Below are 13,546 nucleotides of genomic sequence, written 5' to 3' on the forward strand. Positions count from 1 at the left end.
AAATGCAGCCTCAGCAAATAAAGATCATGAGAGTGAGTAGAAGCAAATTTCTACTTCTCTCTTCACTTTTCTTCTTTGTCTGCCTCTCTCCCACTCCACTACTCTTCTACTCTCTCTCCTACTCAGGACTCGGGACTCAGCACTCTCTAAATTAAAGTCCAGCTTGAAACGCCTAACTCTTGAGCAGGGTGGTATCTTGAGGAATAAAGCAAGTAGCAAGCAAGAAATGTTCATAATGAACAGTTTGCAGGGACCGGCAAGCCTGAAACTAGATTAGTTGCCCCCTTTGCTGCCAAGATTCGCGCATCACCTTCGGACACGGATATGAGAATACTTAAAATTCAGACATTACGGGGTCCAAACTACTGGAGTATCAGACGCCAAAAACTCATTGTTATGCGTCTTGATTTAGAAGACCTAGCTGAGAAGCCTACAAGTGAAATTCCCGGCTTTTATAAGGGACTGACCGAAGCGCTACCGAGTTTAGTAGAGCATTTCTGTTCGCCCGGATGTCGTGGGGGATTCCTGCAGCGTGTCCAAGAAGGCACGATGATGGGTCATGTGGTGGAACACGTTGCCCTGGAACTTCAAGAATTGGCGGGAATGCCAAGTGGCTTTGGCCGCACTCGTGAAACCGGCGCGCCTGGTGTGTATCAGGTCGTGTTTGAGTACCTTGATGAGCAAGCCGGTCGCTATGCGGCACGGGCAGCAGTCCGTCTGTGTCAGAGTATTGCCGACACCGGCATCTACTCTTCAGCAGAAGTCGAGCAAGATATTCAAGATTTAAAAGAACTGTGGGCTGAAGCGGCTTTAGGCCCAAGTACGGAAACGATTGTTAAAGAAGCAGAACTTCGGGGTATTCCCTGGATGCCCCTGCCGGCCCGCTCAATGATCCAGCTCGGTTACGGGATTTACGGCAAACGCGCTCAGGCAACGCTGACCGATTTTAGCAGCATTCTAGGCGTGGAACTGGCTTGTGACAAAGAAGGGACGAAAACCCTGCTGCGCTCAGCCGGCGTGCCGGTGCCGAGGGGAACGGTTATCTATTATTTAGATGAGCTGGATGAAGCAATTGAGGAAGTCGGTGGCTTCCCCATCGTACTCAAACCCCTTGATGGCAACCACGGACGCGGCATTACGATAGATATCAACGACCGGGAACACGCGATAGAAGCCTATGACGCGGCGAGTGCGGCTTCTAAAACCCGTTCTGTGATCGTTGAGCGCTACTATACAGGCCGTGACCACCGGGTGCTGGTGGTGAATGGTAAGGTGGTGGCGGTGGCTGAACGAGTGCCGGCTCATGTCGTGGGAAATGGAAAGTCTACCATTGCAGAACTGATTGAGGAAACCAATCGCGATCCCAACCGGGGCGAGGGTCACGATAACGTTCTGACAAAAATTGTGGTGGATCGCAATAGCATGAAGCTGTTAGAGCAGAAAGGCCACAATCTCGATACGGTACTGCCCCCTGGGGAGATTTGTTATTTACGGGCAACCGCTAACCTGAGCACCGGCGGCATTGCGATTGACCGCACGGATGAAATTCACCCAGAAAATATTTGGATCGCCCAACGGGTAGCCAAAATTATTGGACTTGACATTGCCGGCATGGATGTTGTGACATCCGACATTTCTCGGCCTTTGCGAGACACCGATGGGGTGATTGTTGAGGTGAATGCCGCTCCGGGTTTCCGGATGCACGTTTGCCCCAGCCAGGGTTTGCCCCGGAATGTGGCAGCGCCGGTTTTGGATATGCTGTTTCCTCCCGGTACGCCTTGCCGGGTGCCGATTTTGGCAGTCACCGGCACGAATGGCAAAACCACGACCACACGCCTGCTGGCTCATATCTACAAGCAGACGGGTGCGACGGTAGGCTACACGACGACGGACGGCACCTACATCGGGGATTACCTGGTGGAAAAAGGCGACAATACCGGCCCTCAAAGTGCCAATCTGATTTTGCAAGATCCCACAGTTGAGGTAGCAGTGCTGGAAACGGCGCGGGGCGGGATTCTTCGCTCTGGGTTAGCGTTTGATAGCTCTGATGTCGGGGTGGTGTTAAATGTCTCGGCTGACCATTTGGGGCTTGGGGATATTAACACGATTGAGCAAATGGCTCATGTCAAGAGCGTCGTGGCTGAGTCGGTGATGCCTGCCGGTTATGCGGTGCTGAATGCGGACGATCCGCTGGTGGCGGCGATGGCGAAACGGGTGAAGGGAACAGTTGCTTATTTCTCCATGAACCCGGACAACCCCCTGCTGCGTGAGCATACCGGCAAGGGCGGTTTGGCGGCGGTTTATGAGAATGGCTATCTGTCGATTCTCAAGGGCGACTGGACGCTGCGAATTGAGCAGGCGGTGAATGTGCCTTTGACCTTGAAGGGGATGGCACCGTTCCAAATCGCCAATGCCCTGGCCGCTTGTCTAGCAGCTTACGCTCAAGGGGTGACGATTGATTGCATTCGCAAGGCGCTGGCGACGTTCCAAGCGTCGGTGAATCAAACGCCGGGACGGATGAATTTGTTTAATTTAAGCAGTTTTCACGCCCTGGTGGATTACGCTCACAATGCGGCAAGCTATGAGGCGTTGGGGGGTTTTGTCCGTAACTGGCCGGGTGAGCGAATTGGCGTTGTGGGAGGGCCGGGAGACCGCCGGGATGAGGATTTTGTGGCCCTTGGGAGACTAGCGGCAGAAATCTTTGACCGAATTGTGGTTAAGGAAGATGATGATACGCGGGGACGCCTGCGTGGAGATGCTTCTCGGTTGATTTGCGAGGGGATTGTGAAGGCAAAGCCGGATTGCCGGTATGAGTCGATTCTGGATGAAACAGAGGCAATTCAGACTGCGCTGGATCGGGCCACGAATGGCAGCTTGGTGGTGATTTTACCGGAAAGTGTGAGCCGTGCGATTCGCTTAATTGAAGCGCGTCGCCCAATTTCTGGCAATGGCGTCTCACCGGCTGCTTCGGCAATTTCGGGTGATGCAGATGGATTGGCTTCTTCTGGAATCAGGCCGATGTGAGTCAATCTGCCATAAAACTAGGGCCGGTTGGGTGCCGGCTCAATTAAAATCAAGCGTCCTCTTCTGAGGACTTTAGCGATTAGCCTGGGGTTCAAACCCTAGGCTAATATCTGGAAAACTGATTTTAATCCCATTAATTGGAATCAGACAATAAACCGACTTTTTAAATCTCCAGCTAATTCTCAGATTTTTGTTCCTTCTCCTCTACCTCTTCTTCAGGAGATTGCAATTCATCTTTAAACCCACGCAAAGTTTTACCAAGGGTGCGACCTAACTCTGGTATTTTCTTAGGGCCGAAAATGAGAACGGCGGCTAAGGCAATAATGCCCATTTCTGGCAATCCTAAACCAAACATATTAATCCCCTAACCTATTGTTCTACTATTATTATTCGCTCTATACACCGGCAGCTTTTCATTTCTTCGGCTGACAAGGCTTATCGCTGGCGACGCGGATGTAACCTAAAAGAGTGGAAACGATAACGCATCGCTTAACTTTACTATTATTTTGAGAGGTTAAGGTAATTTTTCCTAGCTGTCCGTTGGTATGGCCTTTATAGTTAAATTGAACTCGCCACGGGCCGGTTGATTTCTGCTTGGTATATAACGTGGTGTTAGCGGTATCGACTTTAACCCCTGGATATTCAATCGTTTGCCAATGGATACCCATTGGCGCGACTTCGCCGGCAGGCGGATCTGGGTGAACCGCCCACTGAACGTAAGATTTTCCATTAATCTCCACTTCCCGAAAGGTAGTTTGCCAGGTGCCTTTCTGCTGAGTGGAGCGGCTTTTGGCTTCGTGAATGGCGTTTAAAGCGGCACTTTGGGCGGCGTTAACTCGCAAACGCTCTAACCAGCCTAAAAAGCCGGCGGTTCCTAGCACCGCCAAGGCACCCATCATCATGACAACAACTAATAATTCTACCAATGTGTAGCCGGCAGTTGAGGAATTCAACTGTGGCTGTGGTTTATTTTGTTTAGAAATACAGCTCAACGGACGCACCCTTGAAAATACAAAGTAGATGTGTTTTTGTAGTTAGTTTTTTCTCGCTCACAGTAAGCCTGCATTTTGCGTGACTTACTGTGGAAAACTGCTGATGATACTGAGATAAAAAAAGCTAAAGGTGCCAACTGAGGCTTTTTTTGAAGTATGCCTAAAGTGTCCGTTATTTGTTGCAATTGCTATCTGTAGCGGTTGAAACAGCCCCTAAAAGGGTTTTAACAATCACGCAACGCTTGGGACCACCTTTTGTAGAAGTTAATGTTATTGTTACCGGCACGCCTAAATTCCCTTCCTTAACAACTTGACCTTTATGATCAAAGCGAACTCGCCATGTTGCAGAGTTAGAAACTAGGCTTGTATTCTCTGTATCTACCTGAATAAATGGTTGTTCAATAGTCTGCCAAGCGACGCCTGTGGGTACAAATGGGGGATTAGTGGCCGTAGCAGCAGAGTGAACTGCCCACTGAACAATTGGCTGTCCATCGGAGTTTGTTGTATTTTGAAAGCTGGCTTGCCAAGTAGTATTTTGCTGCCTAGCACGAATTTGGGCTTCACGTATCACATTTAAAGCCGTACTTTGAGCGGCGTTCACTCGCAGCCGAGTCATCCACCCCAGATAGCCGGCACTGCCAATAACTGCCAGAATCCCAACCATCATCACAACCATTAACAATTCCAGCAGAGTGAATCCTGCGGTTACACCCTCCAACTTTTGCCGTTGTTGCTTTCGATTTGCCAATAGGGAAGTCGTGAGTGTCATAATAGTTGTCAATAAAGAGAAGTCGGCTGTCTGTCAAATGTACTACGAGTCTTAACTTGAGCCTGTACGGTGGGTAAAAAACCCGTGTTATTGTATCCAGAGGCACCGGCTCGCTTGAATGCGTTACCGCGCAAATAGAGCTTTACTTCTTGACCTTGGCCGGCTTTCCAAGGACTCACGCAGGCGTAAAAGCTAGTAATTTTGTCCAGATCTGCTTCTGGGTAGGAAGGCTGGTATCGCAGATCTTTGTATAGCGTTGCTTGCTCTCCTTCAAGGCGGCAGGTTGGAGTTTTACCTGCTTGAGGATCATCGACTAAATCAACTAATACATCTTCATTGGCAGCCCTGAAAGTTGTTTGAGCTGGTGCTGGACTACAGCTTGCCGTCGCACAAGGCCATATCTTATACCCTCCAGTGCTTGGAGGTGTAAAATTTGGATCTTGTAGTTTTAAAGTTGAGAGTTCATCTGGGTCATACTGACGCAGTGCGTAGCGGGTAATTTGAGCTGGGCCATCCCATACTCCCCCGCTTGAAGGAGTTTTTCTCAAGAAGTAAATAACTAGCGTATAACTGCTGCGGCTGATCTGAAGATTTTTACACTCAGTTTGTCGGTTAGCCGCCACCCCTTGGCAATCTCCGTTGCTTTGGAGGCCCGGTAATTGTTGAGCAGGTTCAGGGTTATTGACATAAGGGACAGTCTCAAGTTTCCAAAACGCCAATATCGGCCTCTTGTCATCATCATTATCAGGAAATGAAGTGATTCTCCCGATCAAACCCGGACACTGCTCACCTTGCGCTGTTTGCCCTGTTATTAAGCACTGACCATCATATACAAACACTGCATCTTTTAGATCTGAACCGATGTAATCCACAGCGACACTCATATCTCGCTGAGTTTCGCTCATTGCTAATTCTTGTTGTTCTGTTCTTGAGAGTTGTACTACAAAATACAACAGCGCTGAGATTACTATCCAGCCCATTGCAACAGCAACCAACAGTTCAATTAATGTAAATCCTGCTGATTTATGCTGCCGGCGAAAAGTATGTTTAAAGTTTTTCTTAAGCATAGCTATTTAGTCAAACATTTGCTGATCAAGGTGTCCTGCCATTAGCCTTATTCATTGCAATTTACTGATTGCGCTGTTGTATCGGTTGAAATTTTCTTAATCAGTTCACAGTATCCTCGTCTAGAAATTCCTTTTTCTATATCACTACTAACAATGGGTGCGTAAAGAGTCACCAGAGGCAGACTTATTGACTTCGCGCCATCTGTCAAGCCTGAAGCTGTGTTTCGTTTGGGTGCTGGATGTAGCAAGCTAGGTTTGCGTTGTACAGCCGCTATCGTATAGACACGCACTCCCATTAAAAACGCAACATCTTTATAGTCATTAGAGTTCGTGCCAGTCAGCTGCAAAACATCAACGGGAGTAGCTGAGCGGAACGATTGGACTGCTAGATCCAACTCTCCATCATCGTTCGTATCTATGCCACACCAGTTCCTTAGCTCAGATGTACTCCCGCTCACATTCTGCTGCGGACAGTTGCCCTTTCCTTGATTGGGTGGCCCAATGTCGTCCAGCTCAAACTGTCCGGCTCCTCCTTGTGCCATCTTGGGGGGTAATGTTTTTCCATCAAAATTTCCTGCTTCTATCTGGAGGCGCACGCGATTAATTTCTGCTTGAGCTGCTTGTACAGCCTGCTCGGTTCTGTAGTTTTGTACGCGGGAGGCATAGGCAATCAGCAGCGCTGGTGTGATAGCAGAAACGATGACTGCTAGCACCATAATCCCTACGAGACACTCAAGCAGTGTTAGACCTTGTTCGGTGTTTTTTAGTTTAGCTGATTGCATTTTTAGCCTCCACAATTACCATCATTGGCACGGATAATTCACAGCGCGTCGCAGCATACAAATGTATGGATCATTGACTTCTGGCTCGCGATAGAATTCACTGCGTAACCTGTCAAGCGTCACCATCCGTTTTGACACAGGACCAGCCGGCTGATACTGTAGCCCCACATCATAACCCCAGCGTCGAGTAGGAGCTAAACGACTCCCTTGACCGCTAGCGCCACCTTCGACATAGTAGTTAGCTGCTTCTGAAGTCCCAGGAGCGGGATTTTGTGGCTCCCACGCATCTTGGTCATAGGGTGCCGTCGCGTAGTTGCTGAAGTTTAGCTGAACCATTGAGCCAGAAATACCTAGGGGGCACGGTTTGATACCTGCACATGATTGACCCCAGTATTCATTCAGTCGCGGGAAATTGTGGAAACCACCATTAGCTTGATTGGCTCGTGAAGCTACAACTCCACTGACGAGGACGGAATTCACTTGCGTAAACACTGCATTGTTTAATGCTCTATTTTTTGCGCTGAATAGTCGATACTCAGTGTAAGGGGTGTAATCCGTGGGATCATTTGAAGTTGTAGGTTTAGATTTGACTTCGCCGTTGCGGAAAATCTTAATCGGCCCGTTACAAGTTTGGGCATTCGCTCCAGTTCCAGTTTGGCGTATGTCGTAAGGATTTTCACAAACCCATTGCTGTGTAGTAGCGAGTGCATCCTTCCACATATTGCTGTTGCGATACGAAGAATTTTGATTGTTAGCGACATCAGGGGGGTTTGAGTTCAGAATTCCACTTTCAACCGTACCGTCATAGAAGTTACCAGAAAGAATGTTGATTGCATCCCCAATGATTTCTGTCACCCGCCACTCATCTTCATCGAAATTAGCAAAGTCGTTGTTTTTGTCTCCTCTGCTGTAAAAATTTGAGTACCTGCCATCGCTTCGTACTTGCAGACGTGTGTCAAATTCTTCAAGATTGTTAGTAGCAGTAGCCGAGGCACTGTCAGTATGCAGGTTGAAATGACCCATGATGTAAACAGGGTTATCTGAAACGAAGGTCATGCCACGCTGATTGTCCGCATCAGGTAACCCAATTCGTTTCAAATGCATCCCATTTCGCAAGCGGAAACCGTAAGGACGCCGATCCGGATCGGCATAGTAATCTACAGGTTTAGGGCTAATTCCTCGGTCAGATGAACTTAAACATTGAGGTAATTGATTGGCGGCAGTTGCCGGATCTAGCTGGCATAGCGGTGGATCTGCTGGTTCCCAAGGCCGCATAATGTTTGAAGCAGCCGGATTACCCGTAGTATTGGCCCAAGTGGTTTGGTAAGCGGCCCAATTGCTAAAGGCAGGTCTGGCAATTGCATCTTCCCGCACTGCATCTTCCCGGAAAGCATAGACAAGACCGCTTTTTGGTAGCCAAACATCACCCGTGCCTCTCTTCTCAGTTTTCCTGAGCAGGTCTAGATCAACATCCAAAACCCGCACATTCATCATTTCCCGTCCATCAAACATTCCCTTGTCTAAAAGAGCAATGCCTTTGCGTGCTTGAGCTGCGCTAGCGGAACGATCGGTTGCAAAGTCATTTATGATGTTGGCTGCTGGCGGCGTTGTTCCGCTTGCTGTTACTGTTGTGCGCGCCGGCAGACACGAGAAAGCTCTGGAGCAGTCGCCAGGGTTACTTAGGTCTCGTGGCAATAGAGCAATTTCTGACGGCTCAACAAACTCAAAATCAACGTTTGTATTAACGCCTGTATTGCCAAATATGTATGGATCGTTTATGTACGACGACACGACAGTAGACGTTTGCGTACCCTTACCCTTAAAGCCTCCTGTATCCCTAGGGAAAATGGAATGTAGAGAGGGGAATTTCGGCCTATCACCTCTTGCGGAGATGTCCCCCAGGTTCAAGGCGGGTAGAAGAACAGAAGTGTAAGTTCCTGTTGTAGTAAAACCTAACGTGCGATCACGCTCTACTTGATCCTTTGTATGCAGGAATTTAGCCCAAAAAGCCCGTTGTTGTGCTTCCTCATCATTTGGTGCCGCTAGTGCTGCTCGATCCAGTGCGCTCAGAATGTAGTCGGCAAGTTCTCCTTTGGCCTCTAATTCTGTTAAAGTTGCTGGTGGAATATCGCCTTTAATATCGCTGATCTCAGCTGCTAAACCTATATCCGTTAATTCATCGGTATTAGCATTAGCTGTCACATCGTATGCATCCAGAAAGCTAATATTGTAAGCCAACATTCCCAAGGTGCCGGCTGCTGTTTGGATGTTCGTTTTATCTGCAAGGCTGAGATCGTTGTAATTTCCAGTATCTAAAAGTCGAACACTTTCCCGCAGATTGGAAAAATTCCCCCACATCGTTAACAAGGGATAGGGATGAACCGTTCCATTTTCTTGCAGGGGTGGGAAAAACCCATCAGGATCTCCAGCAAACTGGGCTAGGTTTCTCAACGCCTTTCTGAGATCAGAGTTATCATTTGTAATCCCGGTAGCACTTGTATAGGCATTTTCAGTAGCAGGCGGTAGTGTCGGCACGCCCGGTAGCACACTGAACTCCCACCCATTTGTTCCATCGCCAGTGAAGAAGTTGGTAATAATTTCGTAACGTTCATTTCCAAACCTGCGATTAGTACCGAACAGAGACCTATACTGTGGCGTATTTTTTACAGTGAAGTCTGTTAAGGGTCTTCTAAAAGTTGTACTATTGCTTAGCGTGTTCTGGTTTCCTGGATGAGCCGTTGTGGCAACATAAGCAATCGGCCAATATCCACCCTCACTAATGTTGGCTGTACTTGCAGTATCGCCCTGGGTGTAATGATAAACAGCTGTTGATTGAACTGCCGCTAAGTTATCTCGCAAAGTGCGATATTGTCGAATTTCATTGCGCCGATCTGGCTCAGGATTAATAGCAGGATCGGGTGGGTAAAGGGGATCGAGATTATCTTCTTCTTCTACCCAGCCAAAGGTATTACCTAGTTCCAGCCGTTGCCCTACAATTAATCGCAAACCTTCATTACGAGCTCGCCGTTCCCAGTAACCATCTAAGCCGACATCATCTGGTAAATCTGCTGTTGGCGGTACATTATTAATTAAATTTAGACCTGTAGGGTTACTAGTAATGACTTTGCCGATCGTGTCGTATGATGGTGTTGATTTGCAGACCCGCTTTTCTTCACCATTCTCATCTATAACGAATTCTTGAATTTCTTTGCTGTAGCTTGGTTTAGGGCCAAATCGGTTATCAGCACGATAGGTATCATCAACGTAAGGAGCGCAATAAGTTTCCCCTGTCTGAACTCGAGGGTAGTTACCCCCCGCAGAACTTAATATCTCATTAGATGGGGCAACTTCAGCTTTATTCCAGCCTGCTCCTGCTTCTTTTCTCGATAGGGATACACCTCGCGTGTGCAGTGCTAGGGGGTCTGTTGAAATTGCAATCGGTATATCTGTGCTGCTATCCGGGCCAACAGAGTCTAAATTGCTTTCTAGGCGCAACCCATCATACGTGTTGACCTGTCCGGTAGGCGTCCACGCGTGAATTTGCACCCTGGGAATTGGGAATATCTTGTTATCTCGAACTCTGCCACTAACAAACTCTCCTTTCGCGACAATTGCGGAGTTCGATGAAGGATTGTAGAAACAAGAGTCTTGAGAGCTAATTGGGTAAGCCCGAAAGCGATTTTCGTTGTTGGTATTGCCTGTCGTGAATATACTCCCTTGAGAGTACATCGCACCGTTCCAGTTAAAGGGATCACCTGGGTAAACATCTAAATCGTACCTGAACCACGCGCCCCATTTGTTAGAGCGCGAAAAGCGGCGATCTTGCTGATATTGAAGGGTTGCCAGCGCTGAATTATTGGTAGGAAGGCCATCAGCTATCGTCTTAGGAACTGTAATGGCATAAACTTGAATGGCTTTGTAGACATTGGCTGTTCCTTGCTCAAACCACCCAGGTAAATTAGTTCCTCCCGCTCCCCTCGTACAATCTTCATTGTTCTTACCTTGTTGAGTGAGCACTGGACCATTACGAGTCACGAAATTATTAGCTTTGGCTGTGTCGTTATCCCCATCCTCTGGATATATGGAGACATCGCCTCGTTTGGCTCTAGCAAGGATGGCATAAATGGTGGTTGCATCCGCTTTGCCATCCCCGTTAGTATCGGTGTCATATTTCCAAGCAGCCGATCGCTCGCCTGCTGCAAAACCACTTAAACCAAGCTCGCTAGCCGAAACAGGTGTTTCATCCGGAAATTGATAAGGACTTTGAGTGGCTCCAGCACTAGCCTCTCTCGTTAGCAGCTTCTCTAAACTATCTTCAGGGGGAATATCAAGAGTCTGCAAATCCGTAGAGAATAAATACTCTATCTTGGATTTTGCCCGCTCAACTGCTGGTGTTGCAGCGTTGTTGATCTGCTCTTGTCTCACCTCACCCATAACCTGAGTTGTGCGGTTAAAGGTGCGAAACATAATAGCCGTAACCAGCAAGGCCACAACCATTAGCATTAAAGCAATGGTGGGGAGTACAAATCCACCTTGGCGTTGCCCCCACCGGCCTGCTACGAGAAATGTCCGTAAAAACCAGCGCGTGAACTGGCCAGTCAGTGTTTTGAAGAGTTTAACAATCTCGCGCAGTAGGCGTGCAAACGTCTTGTTGAATTTGTGCTTAGCCATAGGTCCTCGGTAGACGCAGATGACAGTAAATGAATCTGGATGCTGCTGCTTCTGTCTTAACTCATAAAAGCAGCAAAGGCAACCATCCAAAGAATGTCTTATCTACTCTACAGAATACCCACCGGCTTCAACAGATCGATCACGGCAGTGGAGAATTTTCCGGATCAGTTAAACTTGGTGCTGCCGGCAGTGGGGGTGGAGATGCCGGCGAAGATGATCGTGTATTTGCTAACGTGTTTGACACCAAAACAAAACCCAAATAGGCCGGCAGCACTAAAGCCACCACCGCCGCAAACCCGCCTGCCCACGTCATCCAGCTAGTTGCCGGCCCATAATGAGAGCGATAGGGATCGAAAGAAAGCTGCTCAGTTTGTATTACTTCTCGCATCCCCAAAGGACGCTTAAACCGCACACGACGATCATCCAACTTTTCTAACAGAATCCAGCCGGCTTGTGACTCTTGCTCACACAAATTCTGAAAAATAGCTGGATTACGAAACAAATCCGAGCTAGCACGCACAATTTTATATTCCCAGCCGGTTAGGCGAGGATCTTTAGACACCTGCTGCCCCATCCCATTTGATGGCTCAGAATCAACCGGCATATAATAGTTTTCCTTAGCATCATACAAACTCAAAATATCATCCTCCTCTCGATCTAATTCCTTGGCCAAAACTTGCTGCCGGTGTATCCAACCACTGGCCATCACGGCTTCAATGCCAAGGGTGCCGACGAATGTACTCAAAATCAGGATTTCTAGCATTTTTTTATTAGGGGCATTGGGCATTGGGCGAGCCTGTGGTGAATGACCACAGGCTATGGATGGGGCATTGGGCATTGGGCATTGGGCTAAGAATTAAGGGTTTAGAAGCTAGAGGCTAGCAGGCTAGACTTAATGTTTTTTATCTAAATAAAATGAGCTTTTTGATCCCATGCCCCTACCTTTAGGTTGGCGCAGCCTTGCCCTATGCCCCTCTTAAATACCCCTCCACCACACAATCCGCCCCTACCGGCCTCCAGCTCACCCGTTCTAGAGTCAAAGCCTCCACCATCTTTGTCAAACCTAAATCCCCCACCGGCGAGGGAGCCATTTGGCCACCTACAATCTTAGGAGCGATAAAGGCTAAAATCTTTTGCACTGCCCCATCTGCAATCGCGCTAGCCGCTAAAGTCCCTCCGCACTCCCACAGCACAGAAAGTAACTGCCGGTCGTAGAGATAAGCCATCGCCTCAGCCGGCGTCAAAGCGATCAACTCTACAACTTCAACCCCCTTATTCACCAGCCGTTGCTTAACATCAGGATTGGCTCCTTCCTGAGTCAATACCAAAGTGGGTGCCGCCTCCGTTTCCCATAAATAAGCCTCAGCCGGCAAATTCAAGGTGCGACTCATCACCACGCGCAACGGATTATTTGCGCCGGCATGACGACTGGTTAAGCGCGGATTATCTAACCGCACCGTATTTCCCCCCACTATCACTGCATCACAAGCCGCCCGCAAGTGCTGCACCTCATTGCGCGCCTCCGTCCCCGTCACCCAGCTACTATGGCCGGTACTCGTGGCAATCTTTCCATCTAACGTCATCGCATACTTCAAAATTCCAAACGGACGCCGGTGGACAATGCGATGGATAAACGCCTCATTCAGCCGCAGACTCGCCGCTTCTTCCACCCCTACCACCACCTCAATGCCGGCTTGCTGCAGCCGTGCAATTCCGCCCCCAGCTACCAGCGGATTTGGATCAACCATTCCCACCACCACCTTCGCCACTCCTGCCGCCACCACCGCCTCAGAACACGGCGGCGTCCGTCCGTAATGGTTGCAAGGCTCCAAATTCACATAAATGGTCGCCCCCTTGGCCCGTTCCCCCGCTGCCTTCAGGGCAAACACCTCCGCATGGGGTTGACCGGCACCCGGATGAAACCCCTCCCCCACAATCTGGCCATCGCGAACAACCACCGCCCCCACCAACGGATTTGGAGCCGTTTTACCCAAAGCCTGTCGGGCAAGGCTGAAACATCGCTGCATCATCGCGCAATCAAAAGCACTAGCACTCTGAGGGCGAATCTGGTCTAAAGGATCGGAATCGGTATGAGCCACAGTTGCCTTGGTATCCGGTTGAGCATCTACAGGAAAATTTTCCATCAGTTTTATCCCAACTTGCTACGAAATCCCGCCACAAACTTTCCATCTCCCCATCTCCCACTAGCCCCTAACCCTATGCCCCATGCCCCATGCCCTT

The 13,546-nt window shown here is 48.8% G+C and carries 9 protein-coding genes; 1 reads left to right on the plus strand and 8 read right to left on the minus strand.

Annotation, left to right across the window (positions count from 1 at the left end; all coding sequences use genetic code 11):
- Positions 1 to 324: 324 nt before the first annotated feature.
- The gene (cphA, locus tag H6F56_RS08000) at positions 325 to 3,024 is read left to right on the plus strand and encodes a cyanophycin synthetase (protein ID WP_190666555.1); all 2,700 of its coding nucleotides are present in this window, start codon (positions 325 to 327) and stop codon (positions 3,022 to 3,024) included.
- Positions 3,025 to 3,199: 175 nt separating this feature from the next.
- Here the strand turns inward: cphA and tatA are convergent, their stop codons facing one another.
- From tatA to ribD, 8 genes are all read right to left on the minus strand, one after another.
- Positions 3,200 to 3,379 carry a twin-arginine translocase TatA/TatE family subunit gene (gene tatA, locus H6F56_RS08005; RefSeq protein WP_190666557.1) on the minus strand — a complete coding sequence of 60 codons (180 nt, stop codon included), beginning with the start codon at positions 3,377 to 3,379 and terminating at the stop codon, positions 3,200 to 3,202.
- Positions 3,380 to 3,437: 58 nt separating this feature from the next.
- Positions 3,438 to 3,977 (minus strand): type II secretion system protein, encoded by a 540-nt coding sequence (locus H6F56_RS08010; protein ID WP_242031907.1) that lies wholly within the window; start codon positions 3,975 to 3,977, stop codon positions 3,438 to 3,440.
- Positions 3,978 to 4,188: 211 nt separating this feature from the next.
- Positions 4,189 to 4,785, minus strand: a complete 597-nt coding sequence (locus tag H6F56_RS08015) for a pilus assembly FimT family protein (RefSeq protein WP_190666560.1) — start codon at positions 4,783 to 4,785, stop codon at positions 4,189 to 4,191.
- 8 nt (positions 4,786 to 4,793) lie between these two features.
- A complete protein-coding gene (locus H6F56_RS08020) occupies positions 4,794 to 5,852 on the minus strand; it encodes a prepilin-type N-terminal cleavage/methylation domain-containing protein (RefSeq protein ID WP_190666562.1) in 1,059 nt (352 codons plus the stop codon).
- Positions 5,853 to 5,899: 47 nt separating this feature from the next.
- Positions 5,900 to 6,634 carry a prepilin-type N-terminal cleavage/methylation domain-containing protein gene (locus H6F56_RS08025; protein ID WP_190666564.1) on the minus strand — a complete coding sequence of 245 codons (735 nt, stop codon included), beginning with the start codon at positions 6,632 to 6,634 and terminating at the stop codon, positions 5,900 to 5,902.
- A 21-nt stretch (positions 6,635 to 6,655) separates the two neighbouring features.
- Complete coding sequence (gene hpsA, locus H6F56_RS08030; RefSeq protein ID WP_190666566.1) at positions 6,656 to 11,305, minus strand: hormogonium polysaccharide biosynthesis protein HpsA; 4,650 nt, start codon at positions 11,303 to 11,305, stop codon at positions 6,656 to 6,658.
- Between the two features lie 139 nt (positions 11,306 to 11,444).
- Positions 11,445 to 12,092, minus strand: a complete 648-nt coding sequence (locus H6F56_RS08035; RefSeq protein ID WP_242031908.1) for a hypothetical protein — start codon at positions 12,090 to 12,092, stop codon at positions 11,445 to 11,447.
- A gap of 178 nt (positions 12,093 to 12,270) precedes the next feature.
- Positions 12,271 to 13,335: a bifunctional diaminohydroxyphosphoribosylaminopyrimidine deaminase/5-amino-6-(5-phosphoribosylamino)uracil reductase RibD gene (gene ribD, locus H6F56_RS08040; RefSeq protein ID WP_416360988.1), complete on the minus strand. Its 1,065-nt coding sequence runs from the start codon at positions 13,333 to 13,335 to the stop codon at positions 12,271 to 12,273.
- Between the last annotated feature and the right edge of the window lie 211 nt (positions 13,336 to 13,546).

The sequence above is a fragment of the Microcoleus sp. FACHB-672 genome, from assembly GCF_014695725.1.
Classification (GTDB): Bacteria; Cyanobacteriota; Cyanobacteriia; order Cyanobacteriales; family Oscillatoriaceae; genus FACHB-68.

Excerpts from the sequence above, each read along its gene's own strand:
- cphA (WP_190666555.1), top strand. The coding sequence starts at position 325 with ATGAGAATACTTAAAATTCAGACATTACGGGGTCCAAACTACTGGAGT.
- tatA (WP_190666557.1), bottom strand. The coding sequence starts at position 3,379 with ATGTTTGGTTTAGGATTGCCAGAAATGGGCATTATTGCCTTAGCCGCC.
- H6F56_RS08015 (WP_190666560.1), bottom strand. The coding sequence starts at position 4,785 with ATGACACTCACGACTTCCCTATTGGCAAATCGAAAGCAACAACGGCAA.
- H6F56_RS08020 (WP_190666562.1), bottom strand. The coding sequence starts at position 5,852 with ATGCTTAAGAAAAACTTTAAACATACTTTTCGCCGGCAGCATAAATCA.
- H6F56_RS08025 (WP_190666564.1), bottom strand. The coding sequence starts at position 6,634 with ATGCAATCAGCTAAACTAAAAAACACCGAACAAGGTCTAACACTGCTT.
- hpsA (WP_190666566.1), bottom strand. The coding sequence starts at position 11,305 with ATGGCTAAGCACAAATTCAACAAGACGTTTGCACGCCTACTGCGCGAG.
- H6F56_RS08035 (WP_242031908.1), bottom strand. The coding sequence starts at position 12,092 with ATGCCCAATGCCCCTAATAAAAAAATGCTAGAAATCCTGATTTTGAGT.
- ribD (WP_416360988.1), bottom strand. The coding sequence starts at position 13,335 with ATGATGCAGCGATGTTTCAGCCTTGCCCGACAGGCTTTGGGTAAAACG.